22 protein-coding genes and 1 pseudogene are annotated in these 25,484 nt (G+C 38.8%); 13 read left to right on the top strand and 10 right to left on the bottom strand.

What is annotated here, in order from left to right:
* Window positions 1-6: 6 nt before the first annotated feature.
* A pseudogene (locus tag PX700_RS07600) lies at window positions 7-201 on the bottom strand (TIGR00645 family protein); the annotation flags it as partial.
* 198 nt (window positions 202-399) lie between these two features.
* On the opposite strand from PX700_RS07600, the gene PX700_RS07595 reads away from it, so the two are divergent.
* Window positions 400-642: a hypothetical protein gene (locus PX700_RS07595; RefSeq protein ID WP_007582596.1), complete on the top strand. Its 243-nt coding sequence runs from the start codon at window positions 400-402 to the stop codon at window positions 640-642.
* A gap of 226 nt (window positions 643-868) precedes the next feature.
* Here the strand turns inward: PX700_RS07595 and topA are convergent, their stop codons facing one another.
* Together topA and PX700_RS07585 are read right to left on the bottom strand one after the other, a co-directional pair.
* The gene (topA, locus tag PX700_RS07590) at window positions 869-3,571 is read right to left on the bottom strand and encodes a type I DNA topoisomerase (protein ID WP_479520392.1); all 2,703 of its coding nucleotides are present in this window, start codon (window positions 3,569-3,571) and stop codon (window positions 869-871) included.
* 251 nt (window positions 3,572-3,822) lie between these two features.
* On the bottom strand, window positions 3,823-6,531 hold the full coding sequence (locus PX700_RS07585) for an Ig-like domain-containing protein (protein WP_479520391.1): 2,709 nt from the start codon (window positions 6,529-6,531) through the stop codon (window positions 3,823-3,825).
* A gap of 192 nt (window positions 6,532-6,723) precedes the next feature.
* On the opposite strand from PX700_RS07585, the gene PX700_RS07580 reads away from it, so the two are divergent.
* Complete coding sequence (locus PX700_RS07580; protein WP_415635924.1) at window positions 6,724-8,058, top strand: dicarboxylate/amino acid:cation symporter; 1,335 nt, start codon at window positions 6,724-6,726, stop codon at window positions 8,056-8,058.
* 98 nt (window positions 8,059-8,156) lie between these two features.
* Here PX700_RS07580 and sohB read toward each other — a convergent pair whose 3' ends face one another.
* The gene (sohB, locus tag PX700_RS07575; protein ID WP_479520390.1) at window positions 8,157-9,173 is read right to left on the bottom strand and encodes a protease SohB; all 1,017 of its coding nucleotides are present in this window, start codon (window positions 9,171-9,173) and stop codon (window positions 8,157-8,159) included.
* Between the two features lie 100 nt (window positions 9,174-9,273).
* On the bottom strand, window positions 9,274-11,760 hold the full coding sequence (locus tag PX700_RS07570) for a VolA/Pla-1 family phospholipase (RefSeq protein WP_479520389.1): 2,487 nt from the start codon (window positions 11,758-11,760) through the stop codon (window positions 9,274-9,276).
* Window positions 11,761-11,966: 206 nt separating this feature from the next.
* On the opposite strand from PX700_RS07570, the gene PX700_RS07565 reads away from it, so the two are divergent.
* Entirely contained in the window at window positions 11,967-12,713 is a 747-nt protein-coding gene (locus PX700_RS07565) for a YciK family oxidoreductase (RefSeq protein ID WP_415635921.1), read from the top strand.
* 82 nt (window positions 12,714-12,795) lie between these two features.
* Here PX700_RS07565 and rluB read toward each other — a convergent pair whose 3' ends face one another.
* From rluB to PX700_RS07545, 4 genes are all read right to left on the bottom strand, one after another.
* Window positions 12,796-13,668, bottom strand: a complete 873-nt coding sequence (gene rluB / locus PX700_RS07560; protein ID WP_007582584.1) for a 23S rRNA pseudouridine(2605) synthase RluB — start codon at window positions 13,666-13,668, stop codon at window positions 12,796-12,798.
* Window positions 13,665-14,255: an SMC-Scp complex subunit ScpB gene (gene scpB, locus PX700_RS07555; protein ID WP_024599380.1), complete on the bottom strand. Its 591-nt coding sequence runs from the start codon at window positions 14,253-14,255 to the stop codon at window positions 13,665-13,667. Before scpB ends, rluB begins: the two co-directional genes overlap by 4 nt.
* 152 nt (window positions 14,256-14,407) lie before the next feature.
* Window positions 14,408-14,929 (bottom strand): EF-hand domain-containing protein, encoded by a 522-nt coding sequence (locus PX700_RS07550; protein ID WP_415635920.1) that lies wholly within the window; start codon window positions 14,927-14,929, stop codon window positions 14,408-14,410.
* A gap of 227 nt (window positions 14,930-15,156) precedes the next feature.
* Window positions 15,157-15,588: an exonuclease III gene (locus PX700_RS07545; RefSeq protein ID WP_479520388.1), complete on the bottom strand. Its 432-nt coding sequence runs from the start codon at window positions 15,586-15,588 to the stop codon at window positions 15,157-15,159.
* Between the two features lie 240 nt (window positions 15,589-15,828).
* On the opposite strand from PX700_RS07545, the gene xthA reads away from it, so the two are divergent.
* Genes xthA through PX700_RS07530 form a run of 3 tightly spaced genes read left to right on the top strand, consistent with a single transcriptional unit; the run spans window position 15,829 to window position 18,100 of the window.
* A complete protein-coding gene (xthA, locus tag PX700_RS07540; protein WP_166421394.1) occupies window positions 15,829-16,635 on the top strand; it encodes an exodeoxyribonuclease III in 807 nt (268 codons plus the stop codon).
* 5 nt (window positions 16,636-16,640) lie between these two features.
* Window positions 16,641-17,288, top strand: a complete 648-nt coding sequence (locus PX700_RS07535; RefSeq protein ID WP_479520387.1) for an energy-coupling factor ABC transporter permease — start codon at window positions 16,641-16,643, stop codon at window positions 17,286-17,288.
* The gene (locus PX700_RS07530; RefSeq protein WP_479520386.1) at window positions 17,285-18,100 is read left to right on the top strand and encodes a putative RNA methyltransferase; all 816 of its coding nucleotides are present in this window, start codon (window positions 17,285-17,287) and stop codon (window positions 18,098-18,100) included. Before PX700_RS07535 ends, PX700_RS07530 begins: the two co-directional genes overlap by 4 nt.
* Here PX700_RS07530 and yfbV read toward each other — a convergent pair.
* Window positions 18,097-18,543, bottom strand: a complete 447-nt coding sequence (gene yfbV / locus PX700_RS07525; protein WP_007582569.1) for a terminus macrodomain insulation protein YfbV — start codon at window positions 18,541-18,543, stop codon at window positions 18,097-18,099. The genes PX700_RS07530 and yfbV overlap by 4 nt on opposite strands.
* Window positions 18,544-18,821: 278 nt before the next feature.
* On the opposite strand from yfbV, the gene PX700_RS07520 reads away from it, so the two are divergent.
* From PX700_RS07520 to PX700_RS07490, 7 genes are all read left to right on the top strand, one after another.
* On the top strand, window positions 18,822-20,036 hold the full coding sequence (locus PX700_RS07520; RefSeq protein ID WP_479520385.1) for an acetate kinase: 1,215 nt from the start codon (window positions 18,822-18,824) through the stop codon (window positions 20,034-20,036).
* Between the two features lies 1 nt (window position 20,037).
* On the top strand, window positions 20,038-22,197 hold the full coding sequence (pta, locus tag PX700_RS07515; protein ID WP_479520384.1) for a phosphate acetyltransferase: 2,160 nt from the start codon (window positions 20,038-20,040) through the stop codon (window positions 22,195-22,197).
* Window positions 22,198-22,424: 227 nt separating this feature from the next.
* A complete protein-coding gene (locus tag PX700_RS07510; protein WP_415635914.1) occupies window positions 22,425-22,811 on the top strand; it encodes an ACT domain-containing protein in 387 nt (128 codons plus the stop codon).
* A 3-nt stretch (window positions 22,812-22,814) separates the two neighbouring features.
* Window positions 22,815-23,312 carry a PTS glucose transporter subunit IIA gene (locus PX700_RS07505; RefSeq protein WP_166421400.1) on the top strand — a complete coding sequence of 166 codons (498 nt, stop codon included), beginning with the start codon at window positions 22,815-22,817 and terminating at the stop codon, window positions 23,310-23,312.
* A 4-nt stretch (window positions 23,313-23,316) separates the two neighbouring features.
* On the top strand, window positions 23,317-23,661 hold the full coding sequence (locus PX700_RS07500; protein WP_479520383.1) for an ArsC family reductase: 345 nt from the start codon (window positions 23,317-23,319) through the stop codon (window positions 23,659-23,661).
* Window positions 23,661-24,791, top strand: a complete 1,131-nt coding sequence (gene dapE / locus PX700_RS07495; RefSeq protein WP_479520382.1) for a succinyl-diaminopimelate desuccinylase — start codon at window positions 23,661-23,663, stop codon at window positions 24,789-24,791. Before PX700_RS07500 ends, dapE begins: the two co-directional genes overlap by 1 nt.
* Window positions 24,791-25,477 (top strand): M15 family metallopeptidase, encoded by a 687-nt coding sequence (locus PX700_RS07490; RefSeq protein WP_479520381.1) that lies wholly within the window; start codon window positions 24,791-24,793, stop codon window positions 25,475-25,477. The genes dapE and PX700_RS07490 overlap by 1 nt, the downstream gene beginning before the upstream one ends.
* The last annotated feature ends 7 nt before the right edge of the window (window positions 25,478-25,484 follow it).

Below are 25,484 nucleotides of genomic sequence, written 5' to 3'. Positions count from 1 at the left end.
TTTATGGTGACTTTGAGCTTTGCTGTTTAAATAGTTAGTTAAAGCAAGCAAAGCACTTGATATTACAAACGTGACATGAATAATCACTTTCCAAAATAGTTTATGACTTGGGTATACGCTGGAGTTATTAAATACTTTTAATAACTCAACAGCAGAAATAGCGACTATTGCACTTATTAACTTCATCTTTAAACCTAAAAACCACTACAACATAATACTGCGAAATACCGACAAGCAAATTACTCATCCTTACGATAAAAATATTTTGTTATCTTTTATTTCGTTTTCGTTTAAAAATCAATATACCAACAGAGTTGTTCTGGATTGGGCACTACTGGTTTAAACCTGACTTTAAACTGGGTAAATCAGTCATCACACCATTTTTTTAGGAATAAACGAATGAAAAAAGCATTGCTAGCATTAATCGTAGCACCACTATTTGCAGTATCTGCGACTTACGCGGTAGCAGACGATGCGCCAACAGCTTCAGCCGAAATGGTAAAAGAATACACAGAGATGTGTGTTAACTGGGCTAAAGATGATGACGTAAGCAATGAAGAGCTAAATGCCTACGTATTAAAATGCGTAAATGATGAGCTTGAATCTGAAGGCTATAAAAAAGTATCTTCTGTTAAAATTTAATCATACCAATTGCATTAAATTAGCGATCTATTTAGTGCAATAAAATGACTATGTTTTTTAATAAAAATTGATATACCCAATACGCTTAGTTAAATGTACTGCTAATAAAGCCGTTGCGAAAACATTTAACTAGGCACAAAAAAACCGGAATAGACACAAGCTGTGTATTCCGGTTTTTTTATGACTTTTTAAAAACTATAAAAAGCTATGAATAAGAAATACCTACTTATTCATCCTCTTTTTTAGCTTTAGGTTTTGCTTTAGCTGGTGCCTTTTTTGCTGCGGCTTTCTTTTTAGGCGCTGCTTTTTTCTTCGCTTCTTCTGTCCATTTACCTGCTTCATAATGAGCAGTCCAGCCAGTTGCTTTACCGTCAACTTCAGTCATAACATACTGAGCTTTATTTTTACGGCTATAGCGTACAACAGCAAGGTTACCATCAGGATCTTTAGCTGGTGCATCAGCTAGGTAATAAAACTTAGGCGAAATACGGTCTCTAAAGCGTTTTAATTCTTCTACCTTAGGTGCACGTGTTTCTCGTGACTTAGGAAAAGTATTTGCAGCTAAAAATATACCCGCGGCGCCATCACGTAATACAAAATACGCATCTGACTTTTCACATTCTAATTCAGTAATGTGAACAGGGTCTTCTTTTGGTGGAGCAGCTTCGCCACTTTTAAGTAGTTTACGTGTATTTTTACACTCGTCATTATTACAGCCAAAGTACTTACCAAAGCGACCAGATTTAAGCTCCATGTCAGAGCCACATTTATCACATTCGATAATTGGTCCGTCATAGCCTTTAATTTTAAAGGTACCTTCTTCAACTATATGCCCTTTACATGCGGGATTATTACCACACACATGTAATTTACGGGTTTCGTCAATTAGGTATGAATCCATTGCCGTTTCACAAATCGGGCAACGTTTCATCTGCATTAGCTTTTCAGTTTCTTCGTCTTCAACATCGGCTGCAACCGCTTCATCGCCTGACACTAAGTTCATTGTCGTAGTACAACGCTCTTTAGGTGGTAAGCTATAGCCAGTACACCCTAAGAAAACACCGGTTGATGCCGTACGTATACCCATTTTTCGGCTACACGTAGGACATTCAATATCCGTTTCAACCATCTCGTTAAGACGCATGCCGCCATTTTCTGGCTCATCTTTAGCGACAGTTAATTGCGTTGAAAAATCAGCATAAAATTTATCAAGAACTTCAGTCCATACTCGCTCGCCTTCAGCGATGTCATCTAAACGGCCTTCCATTTTTGCTGTAAAATCAAAATTCATTAAATCAGTGAAGTTTTCAACCAAACGATCGGTAACTATTTCACCCATTTTTTCAGCAAAGAAACGGCGATTTTCTACACGTACATAACCACGATCTTGAATCGTTGATATAATTGACGCATAAGTAGATGGACGACCAATACCGCGTTTTTCAAGCTCTTTTACTAAACTTGCTTCACTAAAGCGCGCTGGCGGTTTAGTAAAATGTTGCTTAGGATCAAGTTCGATTAAAGTAAGGACTTCACCTTCTTTAACAGCCGGTAATGATTGATCTTCTTCGTTCTTTTTACGTATTGCAGGCTGTACTTTAGTCCAACCATCAAAGCGTAGCACACGGCCTTTTGCTTTAAGTTGGAAGTCGTTAGCTTCAACTGTAAGCGTTGTTAAATCGTATTCAGCAGGTACCATTTGGCACGCTACAAACTGACGCCAAATTAGCTCGTACAGCTTTTTAGCATCGGCGTCGACACCTTCAACATGCCCAGATAACACGGTAACACTTGAAGGACGAATAGCCTCATGCGCTTCTTGTGCATTACCTTTAGAGCTGTAGCTAATTGGATCTTTTGGTAAATATTTAGCACCAAACTCGTTCGTTACGTACTCACGACACATTTCAACCGCATCTTTTGAAAGATTAGTTGAATCGGTACGCATATACGTAATATAACCGCCTTCATACAAACGCTGAGCAAGCATCATGGTCTTTTTAACGCCATAACCTAAACGTGTACTTGCCGCTTGCTGCATGGTTGAAGTAATTAATGGCGCACTTGGGCGACTTTTACTTGGTTTTTCTTCAACGCTAATTACTTTATATTCTGCATTCTCAAGGCTTTTAACCGCTGCACTAGCCTGAGCTTCATTTACAGGCTTAAATGGCTTTCCTGCTTGTTTGGCTACTTCTAAGCGTAACTCAGACTCAGTATTTTTAACGTCAGCGTGAATATCCCAAAATTCTTCTGGGATAAATGCTTTGATTTCACGTTCACGCTCTACTAATAAACGTACTGCCACTGATTGCACTCGTCCTGCAGAAAGTCCTCTAGCAACCTTAGCCCAAAGTAAAGGTGATACCATAAAACCAACAACACGGTCCAAAAAGCGACGTGTTTGCTGAGCATAAACCATATCGGTGTTAAGCTCGCCTGGTGTTTCAAATGCTTGTTGTATTGCGTTTTTAGTAATTTCGTTAAAAACTACGCGCTTATACTTTGAAGGCTCGCCGCCAATAATTTCCTGAAGGTGCCAAGCAATTGCTTCCCCTTCTCTATCCAAATCCGTTGCGAGATATATTTGGTCTGCATTTTCTGCCAGCTTTTGTAATTCTTGAACAACTTTTTCTTTACCAGGCAGTATTTCGTAATGCGGATCCCAGCCTTGGTTTGGGTCAATACCCATACGCGCGACTAAGTTTGTATAATCTCGTTGCTTTTTATACGCTGCTTTTTCTTCTGGTTCCATTTTACGAACTTCTGCTGGCGTTTTAGTTGCCGGCACTTTAGCTTTGCTCGAACCTGAAGTAGGTAAATCTCGCACATGTCCAATACTGGACTTTACGATGAAGTCATTACCTAAATATTTATTAATTGTTTTAGCCTTAGCAGGTGACTCTACAATTACTAGCGATTTGCCCATAGTTGCCTATTTCTAACCAAATATTAAAAATGTGTTTACCGCTATAAGCGGCGCGAATATTTATAGGTATATCTACAAACACTAGTTGTTACAAGCTTTTAATACAAACTTTTCAGCTTTTACTGAATAAACGAACAATTTTTGTCGTTAAATTAAACAAACAGGTGTTTTTAGATTAATTGATGTGGAATATATAGAACAGAAACAAAAATGCCAACCTAAAGGTTGGCATTTTAAATACTTTATTTTTTCTAAGGCTCTGGTTCATCCAAAATCGACATCACGGTATACTGGGTTTTAACTCCACCAGGTGTTTCAAATTCAATATATAAAAAACCAGAATCTACAGCATCAGGATCTGTCTCTTTAGTAATATTGACAGTGACTGAATCTGGAACTTTTTGCGCTGTGTTAATTACAGTATAGTCAGTCAACCCTTTCAATACCGCATTATCAGATGTTACTTTAACAGTAGTGCCTGCTGGTAATGGGTTGTTATGAATATCACTGAAGAAAATAGTAACCGAAATTGCACTGTAAGGCGTCGAGTTACTAATATCAATCAAGTTTATGTCACACATACCAGCCATATCAGAAGCCTCTAAACTAATTCCACTACTTAAAGTACAATCATTTAAAGCAGTCACGGCCCTTATGTAAGGAGTACTGCCTGACATAACTAGTTCAGAACGAGCACGTACATTTACTGTTTCTCTAGTACAAGCGTTAGCTGTAAGTGCTTCATCACTACACAGTAAACCATTATATTTACCATCACCTAAATCGTACTTACCATTATTTAATACACCAGAGCGCTCAACGTACCATTCGTTTTCCCCGCCATTGGAGTCAACAGGATTAGTTGGTGCAAGTAAATTACCATCAAATACACCATTTTCATTAAAGTCTATAAATGCTTCCGGTAAGTCTTGTAATGTAGTGTCAAATTCATTTTGATTGAATTCGCCATTAGCTGATACATCATTAAAAGACTCCTCACCCACCGAATAAGCCAATAAACTTACTCGCCCACCAAGGGGATAATCTATTGGTGCAAGTGCTGGTGCATCAGCAAGGGTTATTGGAGCACCACTACTGTTAAGATAAGTTTCTAAATTACCATTTACATCTAATTTAGACTCTCTGATGCCTAAAGAGCAAGGTGCAGCTTTTCCAAAATATCGATCACACTTCTGCCCTACTGAATTCTGGTAAATACTATAATGATACGGAATAGGATTTTGGCTACGCCACTGTGCATTACATACGCCGTCTATTGTACGGCAAAGCAATAAAGGAGTAAACTGCTCGCCATCAATAGTGCCTACAGCACCGCCTTCACTGGCAATATAAATTGCTGTATTATCCGGTACGAAATTATTAAAGTGATCTGCGGCAAATACGGTTAAATCGGTAGTTACTCCCGCTTCATTTAATGACTCAGTATTAAACGTTTGCACTGCAAGAGTGAAACTGTCTTGATCTGGTACCCCTGTAGTAATAGTAATATCGTTTGAAACGATTGAAATCACGATATTTTGAGAGGTATCGCCACTGTCAATTTGATGCGAAGCAGTAACAGATAAAACACCGGCGGCTCTTCCTGAGCGCACATTTACAGTTACTAAACCTTCGTTGTTGGTAAATTGAAATGCACTACCCAATAAAGCACCACCGGGGTTTTGTGAAAGTGCAAAATCTATTTGCTTTTGACCTATAGGATTTCCATTAATATCCAAAAGTCTAAAGGTTAACTCTGAGTTTTCAGTGAGGGTTTGTCCCCCAGCGCCTTTAATAGCTAAAACTTGATTGGTCGACCCCATAAGAGCAATAGAACCCGTTTGAGCTGCTACTACATTAATATTAATTGTTTGTGTTGCAACATTGCCACCGGTAACCACTGTGGCCGTAATTGTATCAACACCATTACACCCATTAGCCTTATATGTTGTGCTGGCTATGCCTCCGATACTACTTACAACACTATCAATAGTTGCTCTAGGCGTTGATTCTTGGGCACATGCAGACGTAAACTGTACTTCAAGGGGTGTCGTAAATAAATTATTACTACTGTCTACAATTTTTGCTGTAATTACTGTAGTAGAACCCGCTAACAATATATCTGATGAACCAATACCCGAACTTAAATCAACACCGACTTGAACAGCGTTAATCTCAAATAAAACAGATGCTACGCTACTTTGTGATGTTAACTCCACCTGACCTACACCAGAGCTACTTCCGGGTAATAGATTTAAAATTGCAATACCAAACGCATCGGTTTTTGCAGTTAAGCTCTCTGGCAATAAGACACCTAATGTTGTCGTAGCGCTAACTAGCACATTACTGGCTGGTGTATTAGTGCCTGCTTTGGTGATTTTTGCATAGATAATAGCCTGCTGACCTAAAAGATTACTGTTCTGTGAACAATCAGAGGAGCTAAGCTCAACCGAATCACGATCAATGCTAAGCCAGTTATCTGGGCAGTTTTGTAAAATTTTAATATCAATATTAGCGCTAGAATTATCCGATGAAGCTTCATCTCCTGCAGTATAAAAGCCAAGTTTACTGCTAGTCTCTTCGTACGTTGCTATAACGGTACCCGCACCTTCAATACTTCCAGCAGCTAGCTCAATAGTTGCAACTCCACTAGTATCCGTTAGAGCACTACCAGTTGCCGGTATGAATGAGCCTAATGTAGTTGTAAAGCTAACCTCTTGACGCTGTACTGGTAGCCCATCAGTACCTAAAACAGTTGCAGTGATTTTTAATGGTGAATCTGCAGTGACAGAGCGATCTTCAAAAGAAATCTCGATATTCGCTGCTTGTACAGTTGTGTCTCCACCAGTATCCCCTGAACCATCACTAATGGAGCCATCTTTTTCAAGTGACCCACCGCCACCACAGGCTATAAGTAAAAAACTTAGCAATGAAATGCCGAGCAGTCGCATTAAAGGCATGAACCTCTCCCTAGCGTTGTTATTATAATTAAAATTAATTTACACTTAATATTAACCTATAACTTAGTCTAAAATCACAGTTTTTTATTACTTTTTTGTGCAAAATATTTTTAAATAAATACTAACTTTTTCTGTAGTAAATATTTCCTTGCTGGTAGTCTATGGCAAATTTATAAATGTAGATCAGGAAATATGTCAAAAATCCGTTCAATGAGTTTAACCACTCGCATCATGATTGGTATGGCGCTTGGGGTTACAGTAGGTTTTATATTTCAGGCTATATTAGCTGGTGAAGACGATTATCTAATACCGCTTGGGTTATTCTCTTTGCCAATTAAAGCCTTTTTTGTCGATGGTATTTTTCATGTTGGCGGCCAAATATTTATCGCCAGCTTAAAAATGTTAGTTGTCCCGCTTGTTTTTGTGTCGCTTGTTTGTGGTACCTGTAGCTTAAGTGACCCTAAAAAACTAGGTCGCCTAGGTGGTAAATCTATTGGTTTATATTTAGTAACCACAGCAATCGCTATAACAGTAGCCATTACGCTAGCACTACTATTTAGTCCTGGTGAAGGTATAAGCCTGCCATCTAATGCAACCTACGATGCTAAAGAAGCACCTACCCTTGCACGTGTAATTATAGATATGTTTCCTACAAATCCTTTTGAAGCAATGGCCAAAGGCAATATGCTTCAAGTTATTGTGTTTGCACTTTTATTTGGTGTAGCAATGGCATTAAGTGGTAAAGCAGGAAAACGTGTTGCTACCGTATTTGAAGATTTAAACACAGTAATTTTAAAACTAGTTACGCTTTTAATGAACATTGCCCCTTATGGCGTGTTCTTTTTAATGGCAAAACTGTTTACAACTATTGAGCTTAGTTTAATTGTGAGCCTAGCTAAGTACTTTGGTGTTGTAGTACTCGCACTGTTATTACATGCTTTTGTAAACTACACATTGCTTTTAAAAATATTAACCGGCCTAAACCCGCTTATTTTCTTAGCAAAAATGAAGCATACATGCTTATTTGCATTTAGTACTTCAAGCTCAAGCGCAACCATGCCTATTACACTTGAAACAGCGACCAAAAAATTAGGCGCTAACAACTCTGTTGCCTCATTCACTATTCCCTTAGGCGCTACTATTAACATGGATGGCACGGCCATTATGCAAGGTGTGGCAACCGTGTTTATTGCACAAGTGTTTAGTGTTGATTTAACAATCTCTGATTACTTAATGGTTATATTAACTGCAACACTTGCTTCTGTGGGCACCGCGGGTGTACCTGGTGTGGGCTTAATCATGCTGGCAATGGTACTTAACCAAGTCGGTTTACCTGTCGAAGGGATTGCAATTATTATAGGTGTAGACCGCTTGCTAGATATGACACGTACAGCAGTTAATGTAACCGGGGATTGTATGGTTACCTGTGTTGTTGCCAAATCTGAAGGTGAGCTTGATGAGAGCATCTTTAACGACCCCAATGCAGCTAAAGATTTAGAAGATTATCATAAGTCTATTGATTCATAATCTATGACTATTGAGTTATAAAAAAACCTTGATGTTTTGCATCAAGGTTTTTTTTCGAGTAAAAATAATTAGCTTGTTCTCAGGTTAAATATTCTAACCTAAGGATTTAGGGATTTAAATTTAGAAAGTAAACTTATACCCGCTTTATTTACACCACTACTCAAGCCAAGGGCTAACTTATCGCTCAATCCCTTTTTAACTTTGTATTTAATCTTATAAATTTGGCGCTCATATTGCTGCTCTAGCAATGCATCATCACTCGTTTTAATAATATCAACTAAACCTTTTTCAATTGCTTGAGTTGCAAACCAATGCTCGCCCGTCGCAACTAAATTAATATCAAGGCTTGGACGTTGAGCGCTTACAAAAGTTTTAAATAAATCATGTGTTTGCTCAATTTCTTCACGAAATTTTTCGCGTGCTTTATCTGTATTTTCACCAAATAAAGTAAGCGTACGTTTAAACTCACCTGCGGTTATTTGCTCAAATTCAACATCATTTTTCTTTAATATTTTATTAAAGTTAGGTATTTGTGCTATCACACCAATAGAGCCAACAATAGCAAACGGTGCTGCGAGTATCTCATCCGCAACACATGCCATCATGTAACCGCCACTCGCTGCTACTTTATCAATTGATACACTTAGGGGTATGCCTGCACTTTTAATACGTTGTAACTGTGATGCAGCAAGTCCGTATCCATGTACAACACCGCCACCACTTTCTAAACGAATAAGCACTTTGTCTTTACTTGGATCGGCGATAGAGATAATTGCAGTAATTTCTTCTCGCAAGCTTTCTACTTCGTGGGCATCCATACTACCAACAAAGTCAACTACATATAAGCGAGGTTTTGGCTCATCTTTATCTGCTTTTTTACTTTGCGATTTAAGCTGTTTTTGATGTGTTTTAAGTTCTTTTTTACCGAGTGTATTTTGTAAAAAGCTTTCTTTAAGCTCAACTAACTGCTCTGATATATCGTCAATTTGTATTTCACCTTTTTTTGCTTTTGGCTTAACTGCAGCACCTACTATAAGCATTAAAATAACTGCTATAGCGATAACAAAAGTGACTGTCTTAGCAAAAAACAAACCGTACTCGTATAAAAATTCCAACTGGTTTCTCCATTTATAAATTTCAGCTAATTTAGCATGCTTTAAAACAAAAAAAAGCCACTTTTCAGTGGCTTTTAAAGGTTAATTACTTCACTGGTTATTAATCAGTCACAACCTCAGGATTTGACACTAATAACATACGTCCACGAGAAGCTAAGTAAGTTGCTACTTGTAACTGCATTTCTGCGTTAGCGGCCGCACTGCCTTCAACAGTTCCAGCCTCTGCAGCATCTTGAGCTGGCGTTAATATAGAACCATGATGCCCTTTAGTAAACTTAACTAAATAGCTTGTTGGTGTTTCACTCAATGCTTGCGAAGAGCTTACTGTTTCAAGACCCATCAAGTTAGCTAATGGAATTGTGCCAGAAATAGGATTATTAGCTGCCATTGGTGGTATCACTTGGTCAGGCTTGTTATCAACACCATCACCCACAACAGCATTAGTATAAACAGGAGTACCTAATGCTTTCACAGTGGCTGCGTAGTTCGTTGGGTCGCCACTATCTAGCGCTGTTTGCGCCGCAAAAGCAAACTGTGTAAATACACCTTGAATGTTAGTAAGTTTAGTCGTTTCACCTGCGGTTGTAAGTGAGGCAATATACTCGTTATACCCACATGTTAAATAAGCTTCCATATCCTCCAATGCAAATGAACCACAGTTAGAAAGCGCAGCGCCCTGTAAGTAAACGTTAAGTTCATCGGCTTCTGTTGTACCCGCTTGTGAAAGTACTGAACCTTGAATAAATGGACCAAACGCAGCGGATTCAAGTAAGAAGCTTGCTATACCGCCGCCGCCACTTGCAAGCGCTACCGTGTTAACATTAAATAGCGGATCAAGCGTTTCTGCCATTGGCGTATTAGCTTGAGCAATAAATGCTGGAGCAACAATTGAACCTAAAGAGTGTCCAACATAAGTTACATCTTTACTGTTAATCGTCGCATCGTTAATAAAGTTTAAACCTAAACGCAAACCTAATAAATCAGCAGCCGATTGACGCAGGCTATCGCGAGCAACTAGTAACGAACTTAAGTTCATGTAACTAAGGACAGAGCCTGTGGTTGCATTGAAGTCGTCTCCTACCTCTTTAGCAGAGTTAAGCCCATCATCACCAACATCTATTCCACGCTCACCGTGGCGAGGATGGTCAATTGCAACAGTCGCAAAACCCTGTATTGAAAGCTGCGCCGTTAAAGCAAGCATACTTTCTTTATTCGTCGTTATGCCATGTTGCATAATTACAACAGGCCAGCCACCTTCTGGGATACTTTCAAGCTCAGGTAGACCATAAGCTGAACGATAAACATTTATATCAGCTAAAATTGGCTTTGTGATTTGTACAGGTATAGTCTCATTGCTTTGAGCTAGTGGAACTGGGTTATATTTAGTTAAATGTCGAGTAATATCTATTTTTGGATAGTCATGTAGACGAGCATTTATTTGCTGACAAACTTCTTCATAAGGTCCTTCGTCAAACATGGTTGCATCAATATCTTCTTCTTTATCCTCATCTCGTAACTTTTGATCCGCGGCTAACTGATTTAATACTGCAACAGGGCTTGAACACATTGCTTTCCAGTATGTGTCATTCAAAGCGCTTGTATCTTTACCTGTTGGTGTGCCTAGATACATTGGTAAAGTAATCTCGCCTTTAATATATTCAACAGCATCAAATGGAGCAAAAGTAGCTATATCAGGAAATTTTAAAAAATCTTTAACCGTTTCAACCTCATCAGACTCTGTAACAGTTATTTTTGGTATAGTTGCAGGGTTTCTCAAACTACCAGCTAACAATTGCTTGATAGTGCCCAATACAGGACCTGCTGATTGAATAGTCATTGCGCTAGAAAAAATAATATCTTCTTTTGTGATATCGCCTGAACTAACCACTACATTTTCGTAGCTATTTACAGCACCTTGCAAACCAAGTTGGGCTTCTGTAATTAACGGCGCTTCTTCACTCACAGAGGCATAAGTAGAAGAAGGTTCAATAGAACGCCCTAATGAATCTTTAAGCCCTGTAGTTAATACATTGATGTATGAGCTACCGGCTGTAAATGGTTTTAAAGGAATAATGGCAACGGCATCACCTGAAGCTTGAGTTACAAAGTCAACGCCAAAAGTAAGTTCACCCACTAATTTACAAGCAGTGCCTGCCGCTACAACAGAACATTCTGCGTCAGTTAAGCTTGCACCCATTACGACTTCAAAAATCCTTACTGTTCCAGGTGTTCCCGCAGACGCTTCATCTAAACTAACATTTGGCGGAAATGTTAAATCGATTTTATAAGGAACCTGCGAAGACCAACCGTCAAGTGCACCTAGTGCAAGTTGAGGGTCAGCATAAGCTGCACGAGAAATAGATACATTATCGTCATCTAATTCTCCAGGGATATTAAGTGTACCGTCTTGAGTTCCACTCATTAATAAATCATTAGGTACCGATAAGATACCTGCAGCAGGATCAAATGTAACTGTTGCTGTTGGAATAACGGGTGCTGTGTCGTTTTTGACATCTGTTAACGTTTCTCCACCGCCACAACCTGCTAAAGCAGCTGTAACCGAGAGTGAAAGTAGCATTTTTTTCATATTGTTGGCTCCGCACGTATTTTATTTTTATAGTGTGTTTAATCAGTGTATTAAGTTAAAACAATGTAATCAGATTATTAATGAGACATTAGACCAGTTAAACTTAACGTAAAGTTTCTATTTTCGCCACCTAATTTTACAATAAATTCGATTACTTCACGTTTTGCTATGTTAAAATCAAAAAAATTATATGAATTGGTACTTTTATGCACACATATCAAGCAGCTGAAAACGCACTTAAAGATAAAGTTATTTTAGTAACAGGCGCCGGTGATGGTATTGGCCGAGTAGCAGCAATTACGTATGCAAAATACGGTGCTACGGTTATTTTATTAGGGAAAACAACTAATAAACTTGAATGTGTTTACGATGAAATAGTTAATGCTGGTTATCCTAAACCTGCAATTGTGCCTATGGACTTAAAAGGCGCAACGAAGCAAAACTACCGTGACCTTGCTGCAACAATCGAATATCAGTTTGGCCGCCTTGATGGATTGCTTAATAATGCAGGTATTTTAGGGTCGCTTGGTCCACTTGAACATTTTTGCTCGTCCACGTTCGAAAACATAATGAAAGTAAACGTCACTGCACAAGCCATGATCACTAAAGCACTTTTTCCCGTTCTTCGTAAATCTGATAATGCATCGATAATATTTACATCATCAGGTGTAGGCCGCAAAGGTCGTGAATTTTGGGGCCCTTACGCCATCTCTAAATTTGCAGTAGAAGGTATGATGCAAACATGGGCATGTGAAGTAGGTAAAACGAATATTCGTATAAACTGTATTAACCCAGGTGCAACGCGCACCTCTATGCGAGCGGCTGCATACCCGGGTGAAGATAGAGATACCCTTGCTACGCCAGAGGATTTAATGCCAACCTACTTATACTTGATGAGCGATGACTCTAGTAAAGTGAATGGCGAATCATTAGATGCTCAAGAAAAAAAGTAACTTAGAGTTTAAATAACTTAAACAATACGCATTAAAAAGCCGCAATTAGCGGCTTTTTTGTGCTCAATAAATAACTAATTGATTATTTACGTTTAGTTGGCTTAACACGTTGATTGTGTTTTTTAACTGCTTTACGGATTTGGTTAATTTTAGCGCGTTTATCTTTGCGTTTTTCAGGCATAACAGAAAGCTTAGTTTGTGTTTCGCGGCCTAATTTAACGGTTTTACGTAAGTAGTTTACTGTTTCTAAATCATACTCCATCCAACCACCTTGTGGCACACGCTTATCAAGCTCTAGTTTACCGTAACGAATACGAATAAGACGAGATACTTCTGCATCTTGAGACTGCCATAAACGACGAACTTCACGGTTACGCCCTTCATTTAACGTTACATTAAACCATCGGTTAACACCTTCGCCACCCATAGGGGTTACAGTCGTGAATTTGGCTGGACCATCTTCAAGCTCAACACCGCGTAGTAAGTTTTTAACCGTCTCGTTGGTTACTTCACCAAATACACGTGCAGAGTATTCACGCTCTACTTCATAGCTTGGGTGCATTAAACGGTTTGCCAGTTCACCATCGTTTGTAAAAAGCATTAAACCCGATGTATTGACGTCTAATCGACCAACCGCAATCCAGCGATCGCCATCAATACGGGGAAGTCGGTCAAATACAGTACGACGCCCTTCTGGATCTTTACGTGTACTTAACTCACCTTCTGGTTTGTTATACATAATTACACGACAGATTCGGTCTGCTTTTTCTTCAATTTTTACACTGTGACCGTCAACACGAATCAAATCGGTTTCTTCAACACGGTCACCTAACTTTGCCACTTTACCGTTTACACTAACGCGGTTTGCGTCAATGTATTTTTCCATTTCACGGCGTGAGCCTACGCCTGCACGGGCTAAGACTTTTTGTAACTTTTCACCTTGTATAATACTCATTCGGATGGTTCTCTCACAGAAGGATCGCTCAATAACTGGTTAATTTTACTTTGCTGCTCTGTTGGCAACGCAGGTAAATTTTCAAGCCCAGTTAACGAAAAATAATCTAAAAATTGCTTAGTAGTTGCATATAAAGCCGGTTTTCCCGGAACCTCTTTATGCCCTACCACTTTAACCCATTCTCTTTCGAGTAAGGTTTTAATAATATTCGAACCCGTAGTAACACCTCTTACTTGCTCAATTTCGCCGCGTGTAATGGGCTGCCTGTATGCAATAAGTGATAATGTTTCCAGTAAAGCACGCGAGTATTTTGGTGCGCGTTCTTGCCACAAGTTATTTAACCAAGGGCCTAAACTACTGCATGCCTGAAACCGATATCCACTACCCACTTCAACTAAGCGAATACCACGAGTTTGAAAATGTTCTTGTATTGTATCTATTGCGTCATTTATTCGCGCCATAGAAATAGCTAAATCTATTAATACAGTGTCTTTAATATGGCGTTTACTAACAGGCTTATCTGCAACAAAAATAGCTGCTTCAATGATCTCAACTAGTTGTTCATCACTAATTCGCCGACCCGTCATACACACTCTTAACAAATAAAAATACACAGCCATCTATTATGACAGAACAACATCAAACTAGGAAAATATATCTACCAATTTACTTAATTTAAAGCACAAAAAAAGCCAGTGACTATCACTGGCTTTAATCTTACTTACTAAAATGGTAACTATTAGTTACTTTTAATAGCTTCTAATGCATCATCTTCAGCGACTGCGTTACCGTATTTTTTAATGTAACCCATAAACTCGCGTTTACTGATGCGCTTATCTTGGTTTTTATCCATGTAACCAAAATGATTTGAAATATCATCATCGTTACCTTCAACTACCGAGATATAGCCATTGCTATCGTTATCTAGACTTGCAAAGCTGCTTTCAATTTTATCAAATTTAGCGATTTCAGCTTTAAATGCAGATTCACTTACCTCAGCATCAGAAGCTACTTTGCCATTATTAAGCTTCATATAAGTGTTAAACTCTTTGCGGCTAATTTCGTTATCCATATTGGTATCAATATTTGAAAAGTGCTGCCAGATGTTATCGTCATCTGCTTCAACTTTTGAGATATAGCCATCACTGTCATTATCTAAACTTGCAAAGTCACTGTCTATTCTTTCAAGACCTTGATTAGATGAACAAGCTGCTAGGCTTAACGATGCTAAAATTGTTGCTGCTAATGTTAACTTTTTCATAAGACGTATCCTTCGTAATTAATTAAATGTCACTTTAGTTAATACAATTCGAATGCCAAAAATATTTAAATCAGATAAATCAATAGCTTAATTGTTTTAAAGTGTACTTATTAAACAATTCCAATAAGTTAAGCTTGCAAGCTTTGCATACACCCTTGTAATTTTTGCAAAAAAATACCCGGTAATGACCAGGTATCTCAAGTTCAGTTATATAGTTAAGCTAATAATTAGATTGCTGCGTTTTGGTAGCGTTTAACAAACTCAGTAACGTTTTGACCATTACATTTAAGAGAGTTTAAGTTACCGATTTTTTGACGAACAGGTGCTAAACCTTGTTTTAGGGCCGTCATACATAATTGAGTTTCTTGTTGAGCGTCTTTTGCAAACACTTCTATTTTTTCAGCAGATACTGTGCTTAGCGTCGTTTTTTTAGCTATATCGCGAATATCTTCACCATTACATAAAATGCTTTTAGAAAAACGAGATAAGTAAACGCCGTGCTGGGCAGCTTCCCTACGAGCAACGCTAAAGCCTTCGTTTGCACTTAGTACACATAACTTAGATTCAATTTTGTTATCTTGACTGAAATAAGTATTGCTTTGTGCTGACGTAGTTGCAGATGCTAATAAAGCAGTGGCTAAAAGTAGTTGAGTTTTCATGAGAGATCCTATTTGAACGAGCTAAACAAGTGAATTTCGCGCATTATATATTCAATAAGACTAAGTTCAATTGAATTTTTTATTTATTTAATAAATTAATACTGCATTTACAATGTTTAAACTTTAGCCACCAATTGATCAACATTTGTGCAGCTATTATCTCAATTCAGTCATGTTATGTACGCGTATTTACTGATACAATTTAAGCTATTAAATAGAACCAATTTTAAGGTAAATTTTATGAAAGTGATTTCTTTCAATATCAATGGTCTGCGTGCTCGTCTTCACCAATTACAAGCAATTATCGACAAACATCAACCAGACGTTATTGGCTTGCAAGAGATTAAAGTTCATGACGAAGCGTTCCCACTAGAAGATGTACAAAAAATGGGATATCACGTCTACTTTCATGGTCAAAAAGCGCATTACGGCGTAGCTATGTTATGCAAAAAGGAGCCTAAATCGGTATTAAAAGGCTTTGCCACCGATACAGATGAATCGCAAAAACGCATGATAAGCGTCACTGTTGAACAAGATAACGGTCGAGATTTAACAGTAATGAACGGCTATTTCCCACAAGGTGATAATATTAATCACGAAACTAAATTCCCTTATAAACGCCAATTTTATAAAGATTTAATGACCCACCTTGAAACTAACCACACACCCGATCAGGACGTAATAGTTATGGGCGATATAAACATATCACCTACTGACTTAGATATTGGTATTGGCGACGTAAACGCAAAACGTTGGTTAAAAACAGGTAAATGTTCTTTCCAACCGGTAGAGCGTGAGTGGCTTGCAACATTACTTAATTGGGGCTTTAAAGACACCTTTAGAGAGCAAAACCCTGAAACAGACGACCAATACTCATGGTTTGACTACCGCTCAAAAGGATTTGTAGATAACCGTGGACTTCGTATTGACGTCGTTCTTGCAACTAATGAACTTGCTGCACGCTGTATAGATACCGGTATTGATTACGAACTTCGCGGTATTGAAAAACCGTCTGATCATGCCCCTATATGGTCAACATTTAAGTAATTATTATGCTCAGCCTAACAATGCAGGGGCTACTTTGGGCTCTTGTAATTATTATTGCTATTTTAAGCTTTGATAAAAAAACATATAAAACATTGCTTAATACGCCAGTCCGTCAAACGGGTGTGCTTGCGTGTGCGCTAGTGTTTGCTGTGCTTTGGCGAATAAAGGCAGGCATTTTAACGGGCCTTGATTTACACATATTAGGCGTTACGGCTGCAACATTAATTTTAGGCTGGCGATTAACGATTTTAAGTAGCCTACTTGCCACAGCTCTACTCGCTGCATTTGGCCAAATTGAACTTGAACTGTTACCTGTTCAACTGCTTATTGGTGCGTTTATTCCTATAATATTGAGCTACCTTGGCTTTATAATTAGTTACCAGTATTTACCTCGTCATTTTTTTGTTTATATATTTGTTTGCGCGTTTATAACTGCAGGATTTATAGCCTGTATAAAAATAAGCCTAGGTGCTTTATTTTACTTAGCTATAGGGCAATACAATTGGCAAGAACTTGCAGATAACTACGTTTACTTAAGTGCTATTATTTGGTTTCCTGAAGCTATGCTCAATGGCATGGCTATAACAATTATGATCATTTATCGCCCTCATTGGGTAAAAACTTTTTACGATAAGGACTACCTAGACTCATGAGTCTTGAATATCAATGCCCGCTGTGTAACCTAGCACTTTTAAAAGCTGATTCAACGCTTCGCTGTGCTAACAACCATAGCTTTGATTTTGCCAAAGAAGGTTATGTTAATTTACTGCCTGTGCAGCAAAAAAACTCAAAACAACCGGGTGACTCGCTTGAAATGGTACAAGCAAGACGCGCATTTTTAGAGCGTGGTTATTATCGTTTTTTACAGCAAAGCCTCAGTGATATAGTCAGTAATATAAGTGCAAATACTGTTATTGACTTAGGATGCGGTGAAGGATTCTATACTCAAGCAATAGCGAGTAAAACAAACGCTATTGTATACGGTGTTGATATTTCAAAATCTGCCGTTAAATATGCTGCAAAGCGCTACCCTAATTGCCAATTTAGTGTGGCATCAATCAGCCAAGCGCCCTTTAAAAACCAATTTGCTGATGTACTTGTAAGTGTATTTGCACCTTTGTTTGAAGAAGAACTTGAACGTCTTGCAAATCACAACGCAACATTAGTGGTTGCAAGCCCTGGCCCTTGTCATTTAAAAGAATTGAAATCGTATATATATTCAGAGGTAAACGAACATACTGAAATTGCGATTCCAAAAGGATTTCAAAAATCAGAACAAATTCTTTTAACAGAGCAAGTAACGCTTGGCTTTGCTGATATTAAAAACTTAATAATGATGACGCCATTTGCATGGAAATTTAGACCCGAGCACTGGACAGCACTCGAAGAAAAAGGTGAGCACACTGTCACCTTATCGTTTTATATTACTCAGTTTACCAAAATAGATAATGATGTAACTCTCTAAAACTGCTCTTTAGTAAACGCCCTGTCCATTTTATCAAACATATCTTTAAGTAAATTGGCAAGCTCCATATAACGGGGCTTGTTTTCACTTAACTGCGTTTGATATCCATTAGCTGCCATTTTAGTGTACAGCTCGTTATACCATTTTTGCATCGCAGGCTCTAAAGGCGTTTGCGCTCGCTTACCCAACCAAAATAAACCTTGTAATGGTAGAGATATAAAAAATAATGCACTCGCAATGGCTTGCGGTAAAAAATCAGAACCCAAGTAATTTAGCTGAAAAAACAATGTTAGCATGGCTAAAATTGGCATTACTGTAATGGCAAGCTCAGTCGCTCTAATTACTCTAAACTCTAAAAACAAAGGCGCAAGCTCTTTGCGCATCGGCCATTTTTTACCATACAAACGGCCTGTTTGTAGTTGTGACATCACACTTTTTTGCATCATGACTCCTCACAGATACTGCTTTTAAATACAATAGAAAACGAGCTATACCTAAAGTGTAACACAAAATGAAAGAGTTACACTTTCTCAGTAAAACAGCTTAAATTTACCTTTTAATGACGAACAATCCTAACTTAAACATCTTAATTAAGGTAATTAACATTGCGTTAACTACTTTGCAATTGAACATTCAATTGTTTTAGCTTTATTTAATACCGTAAGTGTAACTATTACGTATTAATGTTTACTTACTAAATTTGTTTATGGAAATTGAATCTATGCCAACAACCCCTCCTGAATCACAACACGTTTTAGTTTTAAATTGTGGTAGCTCTAGCTTAAAGTTTGCCATTATTGATGCGAACGATGGTCACGAAATCATTTCAGGTCTTGCTGAACGCTTAGGCGACAAAGCGCCCTCTATTAAATACAAATTTAATGGTACTAAAACAGTTATCGACTTAGCGGCTAATCAAGCACATGCTGAGGCTATAAATACGCTTGTAAGCTTAATAAAAGATCACAACTTAGACGAGCAACTTATCGCCGTGGGCCATCGTGTTGTACATGGCGGCGAGCACTTTACGCAATCTGTATTGATTGACGAAAAAGTAATTGCAGGCATTACACAGTCGGCAACACTTGCGCCGCTTCATGGCCACGCTAATTTATTAGGTATTTCATCGGCGCAGGCATCGTTTGAAGGTTTGCCACAAGTCGCGGTGTTTGATACTGCATTTCACCAAACTATGAATGAAGTTGCCTTTCTTTACGCTCTTCCATATAAGTTGTACACCGAGTTTGGTGTTAGGCGTTATGGTTTTCACGGCACAAGTCATTTTTATGTTGCAGGGCAAACAGCAAAGCTACTTGAGCAACCTATCGAGAAAAGCAATTTTATTAGTGCCCACTTAGGCAACGGTTGTTCTGTATGCGCTATTAAAAATGGTAAGAGTGTTGATACCAGTATGGGACTAACGCCTCTAGAGGGGCTGATAATGGGCACACGTAGCGGCGATATTGACCCTGGTTTATTTAATTTTTTAACCACGCAACTTAACTACACAGCCCAACAAATAGATAACCTACTAAATCAAAAAAGTGGCTTGTTAGGTATTAGCGAGCTTTCTAACGATTGCCGTACCATTGAAGAAGCCGCTATAGCCGGTGATAAAAAAGCGATACTCGCAATTGAAATGTTTTGCTACCGACTTTCAAAACAAATCGCGGCGTATATGGTGCCATTACAGCGCCTTGATGCTGTGATTTTTACTGGTGGTATTGGTGAAAACTCAGATATTATTCGTGAAAAAGTAATTACACAACTTGCCTTTTTAGGCATTAATTGTAATCCGCAAGCCAACCTCAATGCGCGCTTTGGTCAAGAAGGCGTTATTAGCTGTAAAAATTCACACGTCAAAGCAGTTGTAATGCCAACTAATGAAGAATGGGTTATTGCTCTTGATGCTGCAAATATTGTAAAGGAGCTTTAATATGGCACGTCGTATTATGTTAATTCCTGTTTCTACCGGTGTGGGTTTAACGTCGGTATCAGTTGGTTTAGTGCGTGCACTTGAACAAAAAACAGTTAAAGTTAACTTTTTTAAACCCATAGCTCAACCACGTTCTGGTGAAACAGGCCCTGAAAAATCAACACAAATAGTCACTCAAGGCTCACCTATTAACCCACCAACGCCTTTTGCACTCGACTATGCAGAACAAATGATTGGCGACGGTAAAGGTGATGACCTACTAGAGGAAATTGTTGAACGTTTTGAGAGTAAAATTAACGATGATGAAGTCGCTATTATTGAAGGTATGGTGCCTACTCGTCGCCAACCTTATGCTGGGCGTGTAAACCGCGAAATTGCACAAACGCTCGGCGCTGAAATTGTATTTGTACTTACCCCTGGTAATTACACCATTACACAAATAGAAGACCGCCTTGAAATTGCAGCAGGTAACCATGGGGGCATTGATCATCCCCGCGTACTGGGCTGTATTTTTAATAAAGTAAATGCGCCACTTGATGAAGAAGGTCGTGCACGTGCCGATTTAGTCGACAGCTACAAACCCGAAGAGCTTGAAAACGAGTTAAATCGTTTAGCGTCTTTACCTATTTTTAAAAAAAATCCGTTTATGTTGCTTGGCGCAATCCCGTGGGATTTTGACTTAGTAGCGCCACGCGTAAAAGACTTAAGCGCGTATTTAAAAGCAACAATAATTAACGAAGGCGATATGCTTCATCGCCGCCTGCGTCGTATTACTTTTTGTGCTCGTACGGTTTCTAATATTTTAAATTATTTTACGCCAGGCGCTTTATTAGTAACACCGGGCGATCGCTCTGACATACTTGTTGCTGCGTGTTTATCTACTATGAACGGCACTAAACTTGGCGCTATATTGTTAACCGGAGGGTATGAGCCTGAGCCGAGAATTATGGAGCTCTGCGAGCAAGCTATGCAAACCGGTTTACCAATACTCGCAACCGATGCCGACACATGGCGCACATCACTATTACTGCATAACTTTAATATGGAAGTACCAAATGATGATGACCAACGCATTGAAAAAGTAAAAGATCACAATGCAGAGCATATCAATTCAAGCTGGCTCGATACTTTAGCTCAAAGTGTGGGCAAAACACGTAAACTATCACCACCTGCATTTCGTTATTTATTAACCGATAAAGCACGTAAAGCAGGTAAAACCGTGGTACTGCCAGAGGGAAATGAACCTCGTACAATTAAAGCGGCTGCTATTTGTGGTCAACGTGGCATTGCTAAAACTATATTGCTTGGCGATCGCGAAGAAATAATGCGTATTGCACAGCAGCAAGGTATTGAGCTAAACGAACATGTAAGTATCATCGAGCCAAAAAGTATTATAAATGATTATATTGCGCCTATGGTCGAAATTCGTAAAAGCAAAGGCCTAACTGCAGTTGTAGCACAAGAGCAACTACAAGATAACGTCGTGCTTGGCACAATGATGCTTGAGCAAGGTAAAGTAGGTGGTTTAGTATCGGGCGCAGTAAACACCACCGCCAATACAATTCGCCCTTCACTTCAGTTAATTAAAACTGCACCAGGTTCATCGTTAGTATCATCCGTATTTTTTATGCTGCTCCCAGATCAAGTATTAGTTTACGGTGACTGTGCTATAAACCCAGATCCTAATGCTGAACAACTTGCTGATATAGCGATTCAATCTGCCGACTCTGCAGCTGCATTTGGCATAGAGCCACGTGTAGCAATGATAAGCTATAGCACAGGTACGTCAGGTACGGGTGCCGATGTTGAAAAGGTACGTGAAGCCACAAAAATAGCAAAACAAAAACGCCCTGATTTAATTATCGACGGCCCACTACAATACGATGCCGCTATTATGGAAAATGTAGCACTTAAAAAAGCACCTAATAGCCCTGTTGCTGGTAAAGCCACTGTATTTATATTTCCTGATTTAAATACGGGTAATACCACATATAAAGCAGTACAACGCAGTGCCGACTTAATAAGTATTGGCCCTATGCTTCAAGGTATGCGCAAACCCGTAAACGACTTGAGCCGTGGTGCATTGGTGGATGATATTGTGTATACAATCGCCTTAACTGCCATTCAGGCAGCCCAAACAGAAGCTCAAATAGCACATTAAACGCAACGTGTGCTTTTTATAGCCTAGCTATTATTTATTTAATAATTAAATAGTTAGGCTATTTATACCCTGCAACCCCCATACTTATCCACAGAAATTGTGGGTAAGTTTTTAATCTCCATTAAAATCGATTTACTACCTCTTATTTTAGTCGCTGTTACACCTTTAATTTAAAGCCAATAATCTATACTATAAAGCTATTAATAATGCTGTATCGCAGGCGTTTAATGTCAAAACAAACATTACTATTACACAGCACAGTTTTATCTATTCACAGTTTAGATGTAGACGCCGATATACCTGTGGCACTCCTAAAGCTTCCTTTATTTTTTATATCTAAAAACCTAGATGAACTATCTATTGTTTGCCCTAGTAGCTTTGAAATAGAGCGTTTAGATACCGAATCTGATTGGCAAGAGCTTGAAGTAGTAAGCCCACTTGGCTTTTCGTTAACGGGAATAATGGCCAATTTATCGGGGGTATTAGCGCGTGCTAAAATTTCTATTTTTTCAATCTCAACCTACGATACCGATTATATTTTAGTAAAAAAACAAACGGCGTCACAAGCGCTTACTGCATTAAAAAAAGAGGGTTACAACGTGGTGGCCGAATAGCTTATGAAAGCACAAACAATAGAGTATTTAGCACTCAATAAAACACCTCGTAATGCCATTCTTATTACAAGCCCATTTACAGGTAAAGTAATGTCGTTGAAAGAACACCCCGAACCTATTTTTAGATTTGGTATTCTTGGACCAGGTATTACGGTGACGCTCAGTAGTCACAAAATTTTAGCGCCCTTTGACGGTACATTATTACAAGTAAAAAACGCAGGTGCTGAGTTTATTTTACAAGCTAAGAATGGCTTAAAAGTCTTAATAAACTTAACAATTCCTGATTCGCAATCAATTACGCACACACACATAGCACAATTAAACGGCAGTGAAATAAGTAAGGGTCAGCGCCTTGCTTATTTTGATTTACGCGAATTAGATACACCTATGCTAGCAAGTTTAATTTTACTTAATGGCCATAATCTTGGCACATTTCATTACTCACATTCGCATGTAAACGCGGGTGTAGACACCCTATTAACTATTATTAAGAAGAACTAAATTTATGATCACTCTATACGGTATTAGCAATTGCGATACGATAAAAAAAGCAAAGAAATACTTAGCCGACAACAATATCGAATTCACGTTTCATGATTACCGCAAAGATGGCGTAAACGAGCAAATGGTGAGTGATTTTGCAAATAAGCTCGATTGGGAGCAACTCGTTAATAAACGTGGCACAACTTATCGCGCACTAACTGACGAACAAAAACAGGATTTGACTAAAGAAAGTGCTATCCCATTGTTAGTTGAGCAACCTGCTATGATCAAACGCCCAGTACTTGTAAGTAATGGCAGTTATCATTTAGGTTTTAAAGCAGCGCAATATGACGAGATTTTTAAATAATGACTAATGATGTAATTAAACTCGCCCAAGCGCTAATCCAACGTGAATCGGTAACGCCCGAAGATGCTGGCTGCCAACAAATGATGAACGATCGCCTTGCTGCGGTTGGCTTTAATATAGAGTCGTTATTTTTTACCGACACGCTCAATACATGGGCTCGAAAAGGCACACAATCACCACATTTTTGTTTTGCAGGTCACACCGATGTTGTACCTACAGGTCCTGAAAAAAATTGGCAACATCCACCGTTTTCAGGATTAATAAAAGATGGCCTATTGCATGGGCGTGGCGCTGCCGACATGAAAGGCTCATTAGCTGCAATGCTTGTAGCAACCGAGCGCTTTGTTACTAAAAATCCTGATCATAAAGGCTCTATTTCTTTTTTAATCACCTCTGACGAAGAAGGCCCGTTTATAAACGGGACGACCCGCGTAATAGATACATTAGAAGCACGCGGTGAAAAAATTGATATGTGCCTTGTAGGCGAGCCCTCATCACGCGATGTACTCGGTGATGTGGTTAAAAATGGTCGCAGAGGTTCACTTACCGCTTTTTTAACCGTTAAAGGTATACAAGGTCATGTGGCCTACCCGCATTTAGCACAAAACCCAATTCACTTAGCGACGCCAGCACTTACTGAGCTTAGCCAAACGGTATGGGATAACGGCAACGAATACTTCCCCGCCACCAGCTTTCAAATTTCGAATATTAATGGTGGTACGGGTGCGGGTAATGTTATTCCGGGTGAGCTTGAAGTACAGTTTAACTTTAGATTTAGCACGCAAGTAACGCATGAGCAATTACAACAGCGTGTGAATGACATTCTACAAAAACATGACTTAAATTATGAATTGAGCTGGATAGTAAATGGCTTGCCTTTTATTACCGAGCACGGCCCGCTTGTTGATGCCACAGTTAAAGCGATTAAATCAGTAACCGGTTTAACCACGAATCTAGAAACTACGGGTGGTACATCAGATGGTCGCTTTATTGCACAAACAGGCGCTAAAGTAATTGAACTAGGTCCACGTAACGCCACTATCCATAAAGTTGATGAATGCGTAAGCACTGATGATTTAATCGCCCTTACCGACATTTACGAGCAAATATTAGAGCAACTTTTAACATAATGGATGTCACTCAACCCACATCAATAATGTGTATTACTGGCCAAAGTGATACACATTTAACTGATATACAAAATCATCGCTTGCACAGCGCTATTATCAGCGACTTTTTAGCGCTGCAAAGTGCAGCTCAAAAAGCGGGATTTGAGCTTACTATTGCCTCAAGTTTTCGCGACTTTAATCGTCAATCAATTATTTGGAATAATAAGTTTTTAGGTATTCGACCTGTTTATAATAAACAGCAAAAGGTTGTAGATTTAACTAAATTAAATGATATAGATAAATGCATAGCAATAATGCTCTACTCTGCATTACCTGGGGCAAGCAGGCATCATTTAGGGACCGATTTAGATGTGTTTGATAAAGCAGCAGTGAGTGATGATTATAAGCTGCAGCTAACGCCTGATGAATATCAGCAAGGTGGTCCGTTTACGCCTTTAAGTAATTGGCTTGATACTCACCTAGCTAAATTTGGTTTTTATCGTCCTTACCAACATGATTTAGGTGGTGTCGCACCCGAGCTTTGGCATATAAGCCATATTAAGCAATCACAATTATTAGTGAATACGCTTAGCGAGCAAGTACTTTTTGAATGCATAAAAAACAGTGAACTACAGGGTAAGCAGGCAATACTTGATAACTTACCCGCTATTTATACACGCTTTGTAACGAACGTTAGTCCGCCATAAAGAACTT

This window comes from Pseudoalteromonas sp. TP27, assembly GCF_056470645.1.
This window is presented reverse-complemented; position numbering and strand designations above follow the sequence as displayed.